Source organism: Microbacterium sp. NPDC056569 (assembly GCF_042793475.1).
Lineage (GTDB): Bacteria > Actinomycetota > Actinomycetes > Actinomycetales > Microbacteriaceae > Microbacterium.
Genome location: NZ_JBHTUV010000007.1, coordinates 67,371 through 83,587, shown reverse-complemented (window position 1 = coordinate 83,587; position 16,217 = coordinate 67,371). Strand labels below are relative to the sequence as shown.

The following is a 16,217-nucleotide window of genomic DNA, read 5'->3' as shown; positions in this document are numbered from 1 at the left end:
GCGCCGGCCGCACAGCGACGGGGGTCAGCCGCCGTACTCGGCGAGCAGCGCCCGGGCCCCGTCGGCGAGGGCCGCGATGCGCGCCGAGGCGTCGTCGCGCGACTCGCCGCGCACGTCGAGGTACAGCTTGAGCTTCGGTTCGGTGCCGCTCGGGCGCACGATGACGCGCGAGCCGTCGGCGAGCCACAGGCGCAGGACGTCACCGGGCGGCAGGTCGTCGACGCCCTCGAGCAGGTCGTCGATGCGCTCGACCGCGACATCTCCGATGGACGACGGATGCCGCTCCCGGAGCGCCGCCATGATCCGCGCGATCTGCGACACGTCCTCGACGCGGATCGACACCTGGTCGCTCGCGAACGCGCCGAACTGCTCGTCGAACTCCGTCAGCAGATCGGCGAGGCTCGCGCCGCGGCCGCGGGCCTCGGTCACCATGCCGAGGATCGCGATGGCGGCCGAGACGCCGTCCTTGTCGCGCACCGTGCCGGGGTTCACCAGATAGCCCAGGGCCTCCTCGAAGCCGAAGACGATGCCCGGCGCTCGCGAGATCCACTTGAAACCCGTGAGCGTCGCGTGGAAGTCGAGACCGTAGTGCTCGGCGACTGTCTGCAGCCCGGGCGACGACACCAGCGAGCACGCGAGCGAGGCCCCCTCGGCAGGGCCGTCGGCGATCGCGAGGCGCCCGGCGCGCCACCCGAGCAGCAGGCCGATCTCGTTCCCGGTGAGGCGCCGCCAGCCGCCCTCGGCCGAATCGTCCGGAAGCGCGACGGCGAGGCGGTCGGCGTCGGGGTCGTTCGCGATGACGAGCTCGGCACCGGCCTCGCGCGCGGCCTCGAACGCGAGGTCCATCGCGCCCGGCTCCTCGGGATTCGGGAAGGCCACCGTCGGGAAGGCGCCGTCGGGCTCGAGCTGCGCCGACACCGGGACGGGCGCGGGGTAGCCGGCCGTCTCGAGGATGCGCGACAGCGTCTCCCAGCCGACGCCGTGCATGGCGGTGTACACCCACGTCAGGCCCTCGGCCCCCGGGGGCGCGGGGGCGACCGCCGCGGTCGCAGCGACGTACTCGTCGACGACGCTCTCGGTCGCGAGCTCGAACCCGAGCGAGCGGGGAACCGTGCTGATGTCGCCGGCCTCGGCCACGCGCTCGATGTGGGCCGCGATCTCGGCGTCGGCGGGCGACACGATCTGCGAGCCGTCGTCGGCCCCTCCGAGGTACACCTTGTAGCCGTTGTCGTCGGGCGGGTTGTGGCTCGCCGTGACCATGACGCCGGCGGCGGCGCCGAAGTGGCGCACCGCGAAGGCGAGCACCGGGGTCGGCAGCAGCCGCGGCATCAGGATCGCGCGCAGCCCCGCGCCCGCGAAGATCTCGGCGGAGTCGCGCGCGAACACGTCGGAGTTGCGGCGTCCGTCGTAGCCGATCACCACGATCGGCGCGTCGTCGAGGATGCCGGGGACCTCCGGCCCCTCGGCCTCGAGCGCGTCGGGCGAGGGCGCCTCGGTCAGCTCCGGCGCCGACGGCTCCACGAGCCCTTCCGGAACGGATGCTGCGCCGCCATCGTCCTGCGCGGTGTCCGCGGGTTCGCCGGCGTCCGCGTCGGCGGCAGCACCCGCATCGGCGGCAGCAGCCGCATCGGCGGCGGCACCCGCATCGGCGGCGGCACCCGCATCGGCATCCTCGGGCTCCCCGCCCGCGGTCGCCTCATCCGTCGCCGCCTCGTCCGCGGTCTGGTCACTGGATTCCGCAGGCGCGACCACGACCTCATCGTCCGCAGAGCTCTCGCGGGCGGCGGTGGCAGGATCCGTGTCCTGCTCGTGCGCGTCCGACACGGCCTCGACGCCGACCGGCGGGAGGCCGGCCTGCTCGCGCACGTACGCCGCGAGTCCCGCGGCGGCCTGCGCGACCAGCACCCGGTTCATGCGGTTGCTGCCCGCGCCGAGGGCGCCGCGCAGTCCGGCGGTTCCGAACGCCAGGCGTGCCGAGAAGCGGTCCCGGAGGTCTTCGAGCGCCGCGGGGTTCCCTGACTCCGCGGCCCCGATCAGCGCCCGAAGCTCCGCGCGGGTCTCACCGTCCGGGTCCTGTGCGAGCCACGAGTGTGCGCGCGCGAGGACGTCGGCGGCAGCATCCGTGCCCGTCGGCACCGCGTCGGGCGCGGGCTCCTGCACCTCCCCGCCGTTCACAGCGCCCCGATCACACGGGCCAGAAGCGACGAGATGACCGGCTCGGCCTCGCGGCCGGCGTCGAGCACCTCCTGGTGGCTGAGCGGGTGCTTCTGGATGCCCGCGGCCATGTTGGTGATGAGCGAGAAGCCGAGGATCTCCATGCCGGCCTGGCGCGCGGCGATCGCCTCGAGCGCCGTGGACATGCCCACGATGTGGCCGCCGAAGGCCTTGACCATCTGGACCTCTGCCGGGGTCTCGTACTGCGGCCCGCGGAACTGGGTGTACACGCCCTCGTCGAGGCTCGGTTCGATCGAGCGGGCGAGGTCCCTGAGCCGCAGCGAGTAGAGATCGGTGAGATCGATGAAGGTCGCGCCCTCGAGCGGCGTGTCGCCGGTGAGGTTGATGTGGTCGCTGATCAGCACCGGGCGGCCGGGGCTCCAGGTGTGCTTGATGCCACCGGCGCCGTTCGTGAGCACCATCGTGCGCACGCCCGCGGCAGCCGCGGTGCGGACGCTGTGGACGACCCGGCGCACGCCGTAGCCCTCGTAGTAGTGGGTGCGCGCGCCGATCACCAGCACGCGGCGGCCCTTCGGCGTGACGACACTTCGGAGCGTTCCCACATGGCCGGTGAGGGCCGGGGCGCTGAAGCCGGTCACCTGGGTCGCGGGAAACGTCGAGGTCGTCTCTCCGAGGAGTTCCGCCGCCTTGCCCCAGCCGCTGCCCAGCGTGAGCGCGATGTCGTGACGCTCCACGCCGGTGATGCGGGCGATGTCCTCCGCGGCGGCGGCGGCCACCGCGAACGGGTCGGCCGTGGGGTCGTCGAGAGGATTGCCGGTGGTGTCTGACATGTGACCACTTTAGGAACCGTCGGCCACGAGAGCCAGCGAAGCCGCGTCCGCGCGCATCCGGGAGTGTCGCGGTGTCGTGCCCGGGTCGCCCGGCAGGGGAGAATGGAATTCATGTCGATCAGCTTCGAGACCACCCAGAGCGTCGCCATCCTCGGCGGCGGACCCGGAGGCTACGAAGCGGCGCTGGCCGCCGCCCAGCTCGGAGCCGAGGTGACGGTGGTCGAGCGGGCCGGCATCGGCGGCTCGGCCGTCATCACCGACGTCGTCCCATCGAAGTCGCTCATCGCGACGGCCGACGCCGCCGTCGCGATCGCCGGCGCCGGCGACCTCGGCGTGCAGCTGTTCGCCAAGGGCAAGGACGGCAAGCCGCTCAAGCCCGAGATCGCCATCAACCTCACAGCGGTCAACAAGCGCCTGCTGACCCTCGCCCGTCAGCAGTCCGACGACATGCGCGCGGCGCTCGCCGAGGCGGGCGTGCGCATCATCTCCGGGCACGGGCGCCTCGAGAGCGACAACGCCGTCGTGGTGTCGACCGGCCCCGGCGGCACCGACTTCGACCGCATCGAGGCGGACACGCTCGTCGTCTCGGTCGGCGCATCGCCGCGCGAGCTCGCCAGCGCCAAGCCCGACGGGGAGCGGATCCTCACCTGGACGCAGCTGTACAGCATGTCGGCGCTCCCCGAGCACCTGATCGTGGTCGGCTCGGGCGTCACCGGTGCGGAGTTCGCCGGTGCGTACATGAACCTCGGAGCGAAGGTCACGCTCGTGTCGAGCCGCGACCAGGTGCTCCCCGGCGAGGACAAGGACGCCGCGGCCGTCCTCGAGCGCGTCTTCAAGCGCGGCGGGATGAAGCTGCTGTCGAAGTCGCGGGCAGACAAGGTCGAGAACACCGGCGACGGCGTCGTCGTGACCCTGTCGGACGGCCGCACCGTCGAGGGGAGCCACTGCCTCATGGCGGTGGGCTCGATCCCGAACACGAAGGGCATCGGCCTGGAAGAGGCCGGCGTCCAGATGACCGAGTCGGGCCACATCCAGGTCAACCGCGTCGCGCGCACATCCGTGCCCAACATCTACGCCGCGGGCGACTGCACGACGTTCGTGCCCCTCGCCTCGGTCGCCTCGATGCAGGGCCGCACCGCCGTCTTCCACGCGCTCGGCGACGTCGTGATCCCCCTGGAGCGCCGCCGCATCACCTCGAACATCTTCACCGCGCCCGAGATCGCCACCGTCGGCTGGCAGGAGAACGACATCGAGGACGGCCACATCAACGGCGTCGTGCACAAGCTGCCGCTCGCGGCCAACCCGCGCGCGAAGATGATGGGCATCAAGGACGGCTTCGTCAAGATCATCGCCCGCGAGGGCAGCGGCACCGTCATCGGCGGCGTCATCGTCGGCCCCCGCGCCTCCGAGCTCATCTACCCGATCGCGATCGCGGTCGAACGCCGTCTCACGGTCGACCAGGTCTCGCGCGTCTTCGCTGTGTACCCGTCGCTGTCGGGCAGCATCACGGATGCCGCCCGCGCCATGCACGTCGTGGACCACAACGTCTACGGCGGCTGACCCCGCGTTCAGATCACGTGACGTGAACGGATGCTGCGGCCCGCAGCATCCGTTCACATCGGCGCGGTTCCGGCATTGCCTGCTCTGCCGGCGATCTTGCCTTCGCCTTGCCCTGCTGCCGGAGGTGGCAGGAGATGCCGCCTCGCCGGGGTGTCGCGACCACAGCCGCCACCTTGCGTCCGGCCTCCGGCGCAGATGTGGCGGTCGTGGCCGTCTCACGCTGTGGGCAGCGACCACGATCGCCACCTTCGGTCGAGCAGCGCTCTGGGGAACGCGGCATCCGTCGCTCTGTCCTTCAACAGGTCAACCGGCGTTGCGCAGGATCCGGGATGCGAGACGGCTCATGCCGAAGCCCGGTTGACCTGTTGAACGAGTGCCAACGGGGTGCTGCGGCGCCTGTGATCGGCCAGGCCGCGACTCAGCCGAGGCCGGTGTTGGTGGCCCAGAGGTCGGCGGCGCGGTTCGCCGCGGCGTCCACCAGAGCCCGCAGCTCGGGCCGGTCGGGCATCGCGAACGAGACGTACGCCCCGCGGCCCCCGGCGACCGGGCGACCATAGGCCTTGACCGCGACCGAGTGGTCGGGCAGCAGGCGCACGGTGAGGCTCTGCAGCTCGAACTCCTCGCCGCGGCGCACGTCGGTCCAGCGGAGCTCCGGTGGGATCACGACGTTGATCGCGAGCGCCGAGACCTCCGGCGGACCGGCGGAAGTGGCATCCATCCGGCTATCCTGCCGCGCGTGCGGCGCCGCGTCGAGGACCCGTCAGGAGATGGTGAGCAGCTGGTGCCCGGCCGACACCGTCGCGCCGGGGTCGGCGTTGATCGCGCCGATGACGCCGTCCTTGTGGGCCTGGATGGGCTGCTCCATCTTCATCGCCTCGAGGACGATCACGAGGTCGCCCTTGACGACCTGCTGGCCCTCCTCGACGGCGACCTTCACGACGGTGGCCTGCATCGGCGACTTCACCGCGTCGCCCGAGGCGCCCGCGACGACCGAGGGGGAGTGCGAGCGCCGCGACGGCGGCACGGCCGCCGGACGTCCGGCCACGCCGACCGGCGCCACGACGCGGTCGGGAAGGCTCACCTCGAGGCGGCGGCCGGCGACCTCGACGACGACCGTGTGGCGCGCCTCGGACGGGGTCGGCTCGCTGAGCTCGCCGTCCCACGGAGCGATGTCGTTCACGAACTCGGTCTCGATCCACCGCGTGTAGACGCCGAAGCGGCCGTCCTCGGCGGTGAACGCGGGGTCGCGCACGACGGCGCGGTGGAAGGGCAGCACCGTGGGCAGGCCCGACACCTCGAACTCGTCGAGCGCACGGCGCGAGCGCTCGAGCGCCTCGGCGCGGTCGCGCCCCGTGACGATGATCTTCGCGAGCAACGAGTCGAACGCGCCCGACACGCTGTCGCCGGCGGTGACGCCGGAGTCGAGACGGATGCCGGGGCCGCCGAACGTCTTGAACACGTGGATGGGGCCCGGCTGGGGGAGGAATCCGCGACCCGGGTCCTCGCCGTTGATGCGGAACTCGATCGAGTGGCCCTCGGGCTTCGGGTCGGCGTAGCCCAGCTCTTCGCCCTCGGCGAGGCGGAACTGCTCGCGCACGAGGTCGATGCCGGTGACCTCCTCCGAGACCGGGTGCTCGACCTGGAGGCGCGTGTTCACCTCGAGGAACGAGATCGTGCCGTCGGCCCCGATCAGGAACTCGCACGTGCCCGCGCCGACGTAGCCGACCTCCTTGAGGATGGCCTTCGAGGCGTCGTAGAGGATCTTGTTCTGCTCGTCGCTGAGGAACGGTGCCGGAGCCTCTTCCACGAGCTTCTGGTGGCGGCGCTGCAGCGAGCAGTCGCGCGTCGAGACGACGACGACGTTGCCCGCGGCATCCGCGAGGCACTGCGTCTCGACGTGACGCGGCTTGTCGAGGTACTTCTCGACGAAGCACTCACCGCGCCCGAAGGCGGTGATCGCCTCGCGGGTCGCCGACTCGAACAGCTCGGGCACCTCATCGAGGGTGCGCGCGACCTTGAGGCCGCGGCCGCCGCCGCCGTACGCGGCCTTGATCGCGATCGGCAGGCCGACCTCTTCGGCGAACGCGACGACCTCCTCGGCGCCGGCCACGGGGCCGGGGGTGCCGGGGGCGAGCGGTGCGCCCACCTTCTCCGCCACGGCGCGGGCGGTCACCTTGTCGCCGAGAGCCTCGATCGCCTCAGGTGACGGGCCGATCCAGACCAGGCCCGCGGCGATCACGGCGCGGGCGAAGTCGGCGTTCTCGGCGAGGAAGCCGTAGCCGGGGTGCACCGCGTCGGCGCCGGAGCGGCGCGCGACGGAGAGGATCTTGTCGATCGACAGATACGTCTCGGCGCTCGTCGCGCCCTCGAGCGCGTACGCCTCGTCGGCGAGGCGGGCGTGCATGGCGTCGCGGTCCTGGTCGGCGTAGACGGCGACCGACCCCTTCCCGGCGTCGCGGGCGGCGCGGATGACGCGAACGGCGATCTCGCCGCGGTTGGCAACGAGAACCTTGGCGATCTGAGGCATGGATGCCAGCCTACCGACGGCATCCCGAGGGCTTTTGAGCGGTTCGTACAAGAACCGGCGAGAAACGTGGGCTTCCTACTACAAAGGGAACGCCCTCATTGCGCCCGGTTTTCCGCGAACGACAGCGCGCCGAATGTGCACCGCTTCCCGCTCACGGCACGTCGATGTCCATGGCACCCAGGGACGGGTCGGACGTGTTCCACAGCGACGTCCACTCGACCCCGACCTCGCGCACGAGCCGGCGCAGCGCCGACACCGACATGCCGACCACCGTCGAGGGATCGCCGTCCACGCGCTCGATGAACGCGCCGCCGAGGCTGTCGACCGTGAACGCGCCCGCCACGTGCAGGGGTTCGCCGGTCGCGACGTAGGCGTCGATCTCGGCATCCGTCACGTCCGCGACGAAGGAGACGGATGCCGCAGCCGTCGCGTGCACCTCGCGCGGGGGTTCGCCCGGCTCGATGCGCACCACAGCGTGGCCGGAGTGCAGGACTCCGGTGCGCCCGCGCATCTCGCGCCAGCGGGCGGCGGCGTTCTCGGGCGTGTAGGGCTTGCCGAGCACCTCGCCGTCGAGCTCGAACATCGAGTCGCCGCCGATGACGATGCCGTCGAAGTCGGGGATGTCGTCGCGCAGTCGTGCGGCCACGTCAGCCGCCTTGCGTCGTGCCAGCAGGAGGACGTGCTCGTCCGGCGCGAGCGTGCGGTCCTCCGCGGCCTCCACCGCGGCGATGACGGCCTCCTCGTCCACGTCGGGGGCGACGGTGAGCGGACGGATGCCGAACTGCCCGAGCAGCATGAGCCGGGCGGGCGAGGTCGAGGCGAGGCAGACGCGCATCCCCTCACAGTACGCGGCGGACGTAGGCTCGTCGGGTGAGCGAAACCGGCGACCTCCTCGACCTCGACATCACGGGCGTCGCCCACGGCGGCGTGTTCGTCGCCCGGCACGAGGGGCGCGTCGTGTTCGTGCCCGACGCGATCCCCGGGGAGCGCGTGCGCGTGCGGCTCACCGACACCGCGAAGAAGTCGTTCTGGCGGGGCGAGACCCTCGAGGTGCTCGATGCCTCGCCGCACCGGCAGCTGCACGTGTGGCGGCAGGCCGACGTCGATGTGCCGCCCGAGCAGCGCCCCGGAGGCGCCGACTTCGGCCACATCGCGCTCGATCACCAGCGCGCGCTCAAGCGGGAGGTGCTGCTCGACGCCTTGCAGCGGTTCGGCGGCATCGCCGAGCCCGCCGCGACGATGAGCGGCGTTGCGCCGCTGCCCGCAGCGGAGGGCGACGAACCCGACGGCGAGTCCGTCGACGGAACCGGATGGCGCACCCGCGTGAGCCTGCACGTCGACGCGGACGGCAACGTCGGCCAGTACGCCGCGCGCAGCCACCGTGTGGTGCCGCTCGAGGATCTGCCGCTCGCCACCCCCGCGGTCGAGCGCGCGGCGCTCGCTCTGCACGGCGGCGAGCCCGGCCGCGTCGACCTGGTGCAGCCCGCCGACGGCCGCGTGCGCGTGCTGCCGCGTCCGGACGCGAAACGGGATGCTGCGTCCCGACGCCGCGGCGCACGGCCGGCCTCCGCCAAGTCCCGCCGAGCGCCGGCTCCCGAGGTCGTCCTCGAGCGCGTCGGCGGCCGCGACTTCCGCGTCGACGCCGGCGGGTTCTGGCAGGTCCACCGTCTGGCGGCGCACACCCTCACGACGACTGTCGCCGCCGCCCTGGGCGCGCTTCCCGGCGACGCCCCCGCGGTGGACCCCGACGCGTGGCACCTCGACCTCTACGGCGGCGTCGGGCTCTTCGCCGCGACGCTCGGCGACCTCGGCGGCGCCTCGACGCGCGTGACGAGCGTCGAGTCCGATGCGCGCGCCACCGAGCACGCCGGCGAGAACCTCGCCGACTGGGTCGGCGCGCGCGCCGAGACCGCGCGGGTCGACCGATGGCTCGCGCGGCTCGCGGCCGAGGCATCCGTCCCCGAACGCGAGCGGCTGTCGCGGGGAGTGGTGCTGCTCGACCCGCCGCGCTCGGGAGCCGGCCGCGAGGTGGTGGACCACCTCACCTCGCTCGCGCCCTCGACCGTCGTCTACGTGGCCTGCGACCCCGTCGCACTGGCGCGCGACGTCGCGACCTTCCGCGCGGGCGGGTACGAGCTCGCAAGTGTCGATGGCCTGGACCTTTTTCCGAATTCGCATCACGTCGAAGCCGTGGCGGTTCTCACCCGCGGGTGACACTCGTCGCTAGGCTGGCGGAATGACGCGGGTGGCCCTCATCGACGATCACGAGTCGGTCCGGCTCGGCCTCGAGGCCGCGTGCGCCCGCGCCGACGCGATGAGCGTCGCGTTCTCGGGCAGCACCGTCACCGAGTACGTCGACTGGCGCGCCTTCTCGCGTCAGGCGCCCGCCGACGTGGTCGTGCTCGACCTGACCCTCGGCGACGGCACCACCGTCACCGAGAACGTGCGGCGCCTCGTGCTCGACGGGTCCAGCGTCATCATCCACAGCGTCGCCGACCGGCCTGCCGCCGTGCGCGAGGCCCTCGCCGCGGGTGCCGCCGGGGTCGTCAGCAAGTCCTCGCCCATCGGCGACGTGATCGCCGCCGTGCGCACGGTCGCACGGGGCGAGCCGCTCAACAACGTCGAGTGGGCCAGCGCCGTCGAAGGCGACCGCGCCTTCGCCGACGCGCAGCTGTCGGCGCGGGAGCGCGACGTGCTGCGCCTGTACGCCGCAGGGCTGCCCCTCAAGGTGGTCGCCGATCGCCTCGGAGTCGCGTACTCCACGGCGAAGGAGAACATCACCCGCATCCGCGTCAAGTACGTCGAGGTCGGGCGACCCGCGCCGACGAAGATCGATCTGCTGCACCGGGCCGTCGAGGACGGGATCCTCGTCGAGCCCTCTGCAGATCCGGGGGACATGACGCGTGGCCGCTGACACGCAGACCGGCGTGCTCGACACGGCGTGGGGGCAGATCCCGCACTCGCCGCAGACGACGGCGGGGATCGGGTCGTTCACGCGGTCCCGCGTCGAGAGGATCATCTCGCTCGTGGCCGGCGGCTTCGGCTCGCTCATCCTCGGCGTGCAGGCGTTCCTCACGGCGCTGGGATCGACCGACGAGCGGCCGGTCTGGCACGAGGTCCTGATGATCTCCGTCTTCGGCTCGCTCGCCGTCATGATCCTCGCCTGCGTGATCGGACGCGCCGTGCGGGTCGCCGCCGGCGCGTTCGCGCTCGTGTACGTGCTCGCGCTCGTCGCATGGCCGATCGCGACCGCCGGCATCGTCCCGACGACCCTCGACGAGCCGTGGATCTGGTACCTGGTGAACCTCGCCACGCTCGCCGCGGTCCTCGCCTTCCCGTTCCCGCTCCAGATCGGCTGGACGATCCTCGCGCCCCTCCTGTTCGGCGTCGTGCGCATGATCCAGGTCGGATTCAACCCGGACTTCCTCCCCGCCGTCGGGCTCGACGTGTCGTTCGCGCTCATCCTCGGCGGCGTCATCCTCACCCTCGGCTGGCTCTTCCGCTCGGTCGCCGTGAACGTCGACGAGACGCGCGCACGTGCCGTGTCGTCGTACGCCCAGGCGGCGGCGGCGGATGCTGCGGAGCAGGAGCGCGTCGCCGTCGCGGCGCTCATGCACGACAGCGTGCTGGCCGCCCTCATCGCGGCCGAGCGCGCGAGCACGCCGCGCGAGCGCACGCTGGCCGCGACGATGGCGCGAGAGGCGCTCACCCGCCTCGCCAACACCGAGCAGGACGCGCACGAGGGCACCGACGAGCCGTGGGATGCCGCGGCGCTCGCCGCCGAGATCGGCGCCGCCGCGAGCGAGCTGGGCGTCGACGTCGACGTGCAGCGCGAAATCGAGGCGTCCGCGCCGACGATCCCCGGACGCGTCGCGCGCGCTCTCACGCTCGCCGCGACGCAGGCCGTGGCGAACGCCCTGCAGCACGCGGGCGGCGCGGGGCTCGGCGTCGCCGTCATGGCGGCGGGAGGCCGCGTGCGGGTCGAGGTGCACGACGCGGGCGAGGGGTTCGACCTGGACGCCGTGCCCGACGACCGCCTCGGGATCCGCGCCTCGATCGTGGCGCGCGTCGCCGCGGTCGGCGGCCATTCCGACCTCGAGACCGGCCCGCACGGCACCGTCGTGCGCCTCACCTGGCAGGAGAGTCCCGCATGATCAGCGTCAAGAACGTGCTGGTCGTGCTGGCGGTGGCCTTCACCGCGTACCTCGCCGCGCGCGGACTGTGGTGGACGGCCTCCGTGCCCCAGCCGCTCGTCGTGGTGGTCACGCTCGCGTTCTACCTCGCGACGACGTGGCTCTGCATCTTCTGGGAGCCGGCGTCCGTGCGCTCGCCCGCGCACCCCGCGGCCGCCCCGTTCCCGACGACACTGCCCGCCCAGGCGGCGCCGCACGACGCCGGCGAGGCCCAGACCGACGGCATCCGCGGTCCGCTCCCGCTGCCCGTCGTCGCCCAGATCCTCGCGCTCGCGTGCGCCGCCATCGTGCCCAGCGCGATCTCGATCGCGGTGGGCGAGACCTCGCGGCAGGCTCCGTTCGCCACCTGGTACCTGGGCGGCATCGGCGCACTCATGACCATCGTGATGGTCCGGCGCCGACCCTGGACGGCCTGGGCGGGGATCGTCCTGCTCACGATCGCCTCGTTCCTCTGGATGGGCCCGGTCAACGCCCTCGCCCTCGGGCTCGTCGGCTCCATCGTGTGGGTGACGTGCGCCCAGCTGCTCGTGTTCTCCATGGACCGTGCCGCGCGCGACACATCGCGCCTCACGCGTCTGCAGCGCGCCGCCACCGGCTGGCAGACGTCGCAGGTCGTCCGTCAGCGCGAGCGGCGCGTGCAGGTGCAGCGGGCGCTCGCCGTGGCGGGGCCGGTGCTCACACGCACGGTCGCTCACGCGGGCGTGCTCACCGACGCCGATCGGCTCGAGGCGCGCATCGCGGAGGGCCGGCTGCGCGACGAGATGCGGGGCCCCCGACTGCTCGACGACGAGGTGCGCGCCGAGCTCGAGCGGGCGCGGCGCCGCGGCGCGAACGTCACCGTCCTCGACGAGGGCGGGCTCGACGACGTCGACGACGAGACCCTCGGCATCATCCGCGCCCAGCTGGCCGAGGCGCTGCGCTCGGCGAGCTCGGACCGCCTCTACATCCGCACGTCGCCCGACGAGCGCGTGGCGGTCACCGTCGTCGGGCGCTCGCCCTCGATGGGCGGCCCCAGCGACGAGGACTCCGTCGACCTCTGGCGCGAGATCCCGCACCCGGGTCGCGTCTGACGCCCACGTCTGAATCGAGACGGATGCCGCGTCCTGTCGCTTCACGGAACGACGGAGTCGCGCCCGTTCGAGGGCAGACTCGCTCCCCGCCGGAAAGGGGGAGGGGATTCCTGGCGGAGAGCGGGAGCCGAAGGAGGCGAGGGGCGGCGAAGCCGCCCGCCCCTCGCCTGCGCGGACGGTTACCCGAAAACCGTCCGCCTGGCCGGATCCGGGGCCACCGCAGAGCGGTGTCGGATCGACCGAACGCAGAAGCGTTCCAGCGGATCAAGTATCTCGGGGTCGCAGGGGGTGTGTCTGTAGGTATTTCGGGGGACAAACCGCGAATTCGGCTGACACGTGCTCTGCGCGCGGGCTCAGCCGAATCGTCCCCAGCCGAGATCGCGGTCGAGCGGCCGGCGGAGGGAGCGCTGCGAGAGCTCCCACCCGCTGCGGCGGTCGCGATCGTCCGCCACGGCCTCCGCCGCCTCGCCGGTGTATGCCTCGCTCACGACGGCGATGAGCGCGGCGAGCTCGTCCTCGGTCGGTGCGCCGCGACGCACCTCGATCGTGACGCTGTCGGCCGGGGCCGCAGCATCCGTCGTCGAATCGCCGGCGATGCTCACAGCGGGATGTTCCCGTGCTTCTTGGGCGGCAGGCTGGCGCGCTTGCCGCGGAGGGCCCGCAGGGCCTTGGCGATCGACACGCGGGTGGCCGCCGGCTCGATGATGCCGTCGAGCTCGCCGCGCTCGGCCGCGAGGAACGGCGACGCGACGTTGTACGTGTACTCGTTCGCCAGGCGCGTGCGGACGGCCGCCACGTCTTCGCCGGCCTCCTCCGCGCGCTTGATCTCGCCCCGGTAGAGGATGTTGACGGCGCCCTGGCCGCCCATCACCGCGATCTCCGCCGTCGGCCACGCGAGGTTGACGTCGGCGCCGAGCTGCTTCGACCCCATCACGATGTAGGCGCCGCCGTACGCCTTGCGCAGGATGACGGTGACCAGGGGCACGGTCGCCTCGGCGTAGGCGTACAGCAGCTTCGCGCCGCGGCGGATGACGCCGGTCCACTCCTGGTCGGTGCCGGGGAGGTAGCCGGGCACGTCGACGAGGGTCACGATGGGAATCGAGAACGCGTCGCAGAAACGGACGAAGCGGCTGGCTTTCTCGCCGGCCTCGATGTTCAGGGTGCCGGCCATCTGCGAAGGCTGGTTCGCGATGATGCCCACCGAGCGCCCCTCGACGCGGCCGAAGCCGATGACGATGTTCGGCGCGAACAGCGGCTGCACCTCGAGGAACTCCTCGGCGTCGACGATGCCGCGGATCACCTGGTGGATGTCGTACGGCTGGTTGGGCGAGTCGGGGATGATCGCGTTCAATGCGCGGTCGGCATCCGTCGTCTCGAACTCGAAGCCCGTCTCGTAGACGGGCAGCTCCGCCATGTTGTTGTCGGGCAGGAACCCGAGCATCGTGCGCACGTAGTCGATCGCGTCGTCCTCGTCCTCGGCGAGGTAGTGCGCGACGCCCGAGCGCGTGTTGTGCGTGTGCGCGCCGCCGAGCTCCTCCATGCCGACGTCCTCGCCGGTCACGGTCTTGATGACGTCGGGGCCGGTCACGAACATCTGGCTGGTCTTGTCGACCATCACTACGAAGTCGGTGAGGGCGGGGGAGTACACCGCCCCACCCGCGGCGGGACCCATGATGATCGAGATCTGCGGGATGACGCCCGATGCGCGGGTGTTCAGGCGGAAGATCTCGCCGTACTTGCCGAGGGCGACGACGCCCTCCTGGATGCGCGCGCCGCCGGAGTCGAGGATGCCCACGATGGGGATGCCGCTGCGCAGCGCGAACTCCATGACCTTGATGATCTTCTCGCCGGCGACCTCGCCCAGCGATCCGCCGAAGGTCGAGAAGTCCTGCGAGTACACCGCGACGGTACGGCCGTGGATCGTGCCGACGCCGGTGACGACGGAGTCGCCGTACGGACGCGAGCGGTCCATGCCGAACGCGGTGGTGCGGTGGCGCACGTACTCGTCGAGCTCGACGAAGCTGCCGGTGTCGAGGAGCTGATCGATGCGCTCCCGCGCCGTGCCCTTGCCCTTCGCGTGCTGCTTCTCCCTGGCGACCTCCTCGGGATCGAGGACGGCCTCCTGGAAGCGGGCGCGGAGGTCGGCGATCTTGCCGGCGGTCGTCGACAGGTCGGGCTGCTCTGGCGCTTGAGTCACGGATTCCACCCTATCGGCGGCCTCGGTCGATCCGTTGGAGGGTTCGCACAAGGGGTTGCGGCATCCGCTGTCCATCCTCGGAGCCCCCACTTGCGCAGTCCACCCTCTCGCGGGTCCTCGGCACGGGAATCGCGAATGGGTGGAGTTCCGCGCCCGGCGAGGGGCGTAGCGTGAGGCGCATGTCGATCTCCGAGGGGTTTCCGCTCGCCGCCGCCGTGAGTCCGCGCGTCCAGGTCGTCGAGACCACGGACTCCACCAACGCCGACGTCGTCCGGCACGTGATGGACGCGCCGCACGAGTGGCCGCATCTGTCGCTGCTGCTGACGACCGACCAGCGCGCCGGCCGCGGGCGTCTCGACCGCACGTGGGTCACTCCGCCCGGGTCGGCGCTCGCCGTGTCGGTCGCGGTCGACGCGTCGGCGCTGCCGGTCGTCGCGCGCGGGTGGATCCCGCTCGTCGCGGGGGCCGCGATGACCCGCGCGATCGCCGCGCAGCTCGTCGGCACGGTGCACACCGCCACGCTCAAGTGGCCGAACGACGTGCTCATGGACGGCGCCAAGGTCTGCGGCATCCTGGCGGAGGTCGTGCCGGGGAATCCCGACGTCGTCGTGATCGGTTCGGGAGTGAACACACGGATGCCGCCTGCCGACCTCCCCGTCGCGACGGCGACGTCCTTCGCCGCGGCGGGGCTGACGTGCGACGACGACCGCCTGCTCGCCGACTACCTGCGCGCTCTCGATGAGCAGCTGACGGCGCTGGGCCTCGCGGGAGGCGACGCCGCCGCCTCGGGGGTGCTCGCGGAGGTCGAGTCGCTGTGCAGCACCCTCGGCAGCGATGTCGCCGTGTCACTGCCGAACGGCGACACCCTGTGGGGTCGCGCGCAGCGCATCGACGCCGACGGCCGGCTCGTGGTCGTGCAGGACGCCGAGTTCGAGAGCGCGGTCTCCGCCGGAGACGTCGTGCACGTGCGGAGCCGCCCGGCGGGCTGACCGCGGAGGCGGTGCGCATGACGCGAAACGGCGGGTGCGCACCGCACTGTCGGCCGCGCACCGCACAATGGGGATATGACGCAGCCGACGAGCTACGGCGGCAGGCCGCTGACGCCGGCCCCCGGCGCCCCCACACCGGAGCTGCTCGTCGCGCGCTTCCGCGCGCATGCCCGGCGGCTCGCCTGGTCGGCGCTCGTGCTCATCGCTGTCGCGGCCGCATGCGGCTACCTCTACGGCAACCTCCCCGCGCCGTTCGAGAACTGGATGCTGCTGGCCGCCGCCGCGGTCGTGGTGCTGCTGCTCGTCGTGCTGCCCTATCTCGCGTGGGCCGGTCACGTCTACACGATCACGACGCGGCGCGTGATGGAGCGCCGGGGGGTGCTCTCTGTCAAGCGCCGCGAGCTCGCGCACGTGCGCGGCTACGCCCTCAAGGTGCACCGCGGCCTCCTGCAGCGGATGTGGGGCTCCGGCACCATCACCCTCACCAACGGCGTCGACGAGCCGCTGCGGCTCGCGAACATCCCCAGCGTCGAGCTCGTGCACGAGGCGCTCGTCGATCAGGTCGAGGTGAACCAGATCCTCGCGCACCGCGACGCGCAGCCGCTTCCGCCCGGCCCGCCTCCCGCGGCTCCGCCGAAGCCTCCCCTGCCGCAGGCCTGACCCGGAGTCAGCGGCG

The 16,217-nt window shown here is 72.4% G+C and carries 14 protein-coding genes; 7 read left to right on the top strand and 7 right to left on the bottom strand.

What is annotated here, in order from left to right:
* Positions 1–24: 24 nt before the first annotated feature.
* The gene (locus ACFQ7C_RS09870) at positions 25–1,914 is read right to left on the bottom strand and encodes a phospho-sugar mutase (RefSeq protein ID WP_378900225.1); all 1,890 of its coding nucleotides are present in this window, start codon (positions 1,912–1,914) and stop codon (positions 25–27) included.
* A 257-nt stretch (positions 1,915–2,171) separates the two neighbouring features.
* A complete protein-coding gene (locus ACFQ7C_RS09865; protein ID WP_378899801.1) occupies positions 2,172–3,005 on the bottom strand; it encodes a purine-nucleoside phosphorylase in 834 nt (277 codons plus the stop codon).
* Positions 3,006–3,107: 102 nt separating this feature from the next.
* Between ACFQ7C_RS09865 and ACFQ7C_RS09860 the strand changes: the two genes are divergently transcribed.
* Positions 3,108–4,565 (top strand): NAD(P)H-quinone dehydrogenase, encoded by a 1,458-nt coding sequence (locus ACFQ7C_RS09860; protein WP_378899799.1) that lies wholly within the window; start codon positions 3,108–3,110, stop codon positions 4,563–4,565.
* A 418-nt stretch (positions 4,566–4,983) separates the two neighbouring features.
* On the opposite strand, the gene ACFQ7C_RS09855 is transcribed toward ACFQ7C_RS09860, so the two are convergent.
* The 3 genes from ACFQ7C_RS09855 to ACFQ7C_RS09845 all read right to left on the bottom strand — a co-directional run bounded on the left by ACFQ7C_RS09855 (position 4,984) and on the right by ACFQ7C_RS09845 (position 7,927).
* Entirely contained in the window at positions 4,984–5,283 is a 300-nt protein-coding gene (locus tag ACFQ7C_RS09855) for a hypothetical protein (protein WP_378899796.1), read from the bottom strand.
* A 42-nt stretch (positions 5,284–5,325) separates the two neighbouring features.
* Entirely contained in the window at positions 5,326–7,092 is a 1,767-nt protein-coding gene (locus ACFQ7C_RS09850; RefSeq protein WP_378899792.1) for an acetyl/propionyl/methylcrotonyl-CoA carboxylase subunit alpha, read from the bottom strand.
* A gap of 151 nt (positions 7,093–7,243) precedes the next feature.
* Positions 7,244–7,927 (bottom strand): Maf family protein, encoded by a 684-nt coding sequence (locus tag ACFQ7C_RS09845; protein ID WP_378899789.1) that lies wholly within the window; start codon positions 7,925–7,927, stop codon positions 7,244–7,246.
* Between the two features lie 35 nt (positions 7,928–7,962).
* Between ACFQ7C_RS09845 and ACFQ7C_RS09840 the strand changes: the two genes are divergently transcribed.
* From ACFQ7C_RS09840 to ACFQ7C_RS09825, 4 genes are read left to right on the top strand one after another with little or no spacing between them, the layout of a single operon-like run.
* Positions 7,963–9,306, top strand: a complete 1,344-nt coding sequence (locus tag ACFQ7C_RS09840) for a class I SAM-dependent RNA methyltransferase (protein ID WP_378899786.1) — start codon at positions 7,963–7,965, stop codon at positions 9,304–9,306.
* 22 nt (positions 9,307–9,328) lie between these two features.
* Positions 9,329–10,006 carry a response regulator transcription factor gene (locus tag ACFQ7C_RS09835; RefSeq protein WP_378899783.1) on the top strand — a complete coding sequence of 226 codons (678 nt, stop codon included), beginning with the start codon at positions 9,329–9,331 and terminating at the stop codon, positions 10,004–10,006.
* Positions 9,996–11,246 carry a sensor histidine kinase gene (locus tag ACFQ7C_RS09830; protein ID WP_378899780.1) on the top strand — a complete coding sequence of 417 codons (1,251 nt, stop codon included), beginning with the start codon at positions 9,996–9,998 and terminating at the stop codon, positions 11,244–11,246. Before ACFQ7C_RS09835 ends, ACFQ7C_RS09830 begins: the two co-directional genes overlap by 11 nt.
* Positions 11,243–12,355, top strand: coding sequence for a hypothetical protein (locus tag ACFQ7C_RS09825; protein WP_378899777.1), 1,113 nt, complete (start codon positions 11,243–11,245; stop codon positions 12,353–12,355). The genes ACFQ7C_RS09830 and ACFQ7C_RS09825 overlap by 4 nt, the downstream gene beginning before the upstream one ends.
* Positions 12,356–12,708: 353 nt before the next feature.
* Here the strand turns inward: ACFQ7C_RS09825 and ACFQ7C_RS09820 are convergent, their stop codons facing one another.
* Positions 12,709–12,957, bottom strand: a complete 249-nt coding sequence (locus ACFQ7C_RS09820; RefSeq protein WP_378899774.1) for an acyl-CoA carboxylase subunit epsilon — start codon at positions 12,955–12,957, stop codon at positions 12,709–12,711.
* On the bottom strand, positions 12,954–14,561 hold the full coding sequence (locus tag ACFQ7C_RS09815; RefSeq protein WP_378899771.1) for an acyl-CoA carboxylase subunit beta: 1,608 nt from the start codon (positions 14,559–14,561) through the stop codon (positions 12,954–12,956). The genes ACFQ7C_RS09820 and ACFQ7C_RS09815 overlap by 4 nt, the downstream gene beginning before the upstream one ends.
* Before the next feature lie 170 nt (positions 14,562–14,731).
* On the opposite strand from ACFQ7C_RS09815, the gene ACFQ7C_RS09810 reads away from it, so the two are divergent.
* Together ACFQ7C_RS09810 and ACFQ7C_RS09805 are read left to right on the top strand one after the other, a co-directional pair.
* Positions 14,732–15,541: a biotin--[acetyl-CoA-carboxylase] ligase gene (locus ACFQ7C_RS09810; RefSeq protein ID WP_378899768.1), complete on the top strand. Its 810-nt coding sequence runs from the start codon at positions 14,732–14,734 to the stop codon at positions 15,539–15,541.
* Positions 15,542–15,616: 75 nt separating this feature from the next.
* Positions 15,617–16,201: a PH domain-containing protein gene (locus tag ACFQ7C_RS09805; protein WP_378899765.1), complete on the top strand. Its 585-nt coding sequence runs from the start codon at positions 15,617–15,619 to the stop codon at positions 16,199–16,201.
* Positions 16,202–16,217 lie beyond the last annotated feature (16 nt).

Excerpts from the sequence above, each read along its gene's own strand:
- ACFQ7C_RS09870 (WP_378900225.1), bottom strand. The coding sequence starts at position 1,914 with ATGAACCGGGTGCTGGTCGCGCAGGCCGCCGCGGGACTCGCGGCGTAC.
- ACFQ7C_RS09845 (WP_378899789.1), bottom strand. The coding sequence starts at position 7,927 with ATGCGCGTCTGCCTCGCCTCGACCTCGCCCGCCCGGCTCATGCTGCTC.
- ACFQ7C_RS09835 (WP_378899783.1), top strand. The coding sequence starts at position 9,329 with ATGACGCGGGTGGCCCTCATCGACGATCACGAGTCGGTCCGGCTCGGC.
- ACFQ7C_RS09825 (WP_378899777.1), top strand. The coding sequence starts at position 11,243 with ATGATCAGCGTCAAGAACGTGCTGGTCGTGCTGGCGGTGGCCTTCACC.
- ACFQ7C_RS09805 (WP_378899765.1), top strand. The coding sequence starts at position 15,617 with ATGACGCAGCCGACGAGCTACGGCGGCAGGCCGCTGACGCCGGCCCCC.
- ACFQ7C_RS09810 (WP_378899768.1), top strand. The coding sequence starts at position 14,732 with ATGTCGATCTCCGAGGGGTTTCCGCTCGCCGCCGCCGTGAGTCCGCGC.
- ACFQ7C_RS09860 (WP_378899799.1), top strand. The coding sequence starts at position 3,108 with ATGGAATTCATGTCGATCAGCTTCGAGACCACCCAGAGCGTCGCCATC.
- ACFQ7C_RS09850 (WP_378899792.1), bottom strand. The coding sequence starts at position 7,092 with ATGCCTCAGATCGCCAAGGTTCTCGTTGCCAACCGCGGCGAGATCGCC.
- ACFQ7C_RS09865 (WP_378899801.1), bottom strand. The coding sequence starts at position 3,005 with ATGTCAGACACCACCGGCAATCCTCTCGACGACCCCACGGCCGACCCG.
- ACFQ7C_RS09855 (WP_378899796.1), bottom strand. The coding sequence starts at position 5,283 with ATGGATGCCACTTCCGCCGGTCCGCCGGAGGTCTCGGCGCTCGCGATC.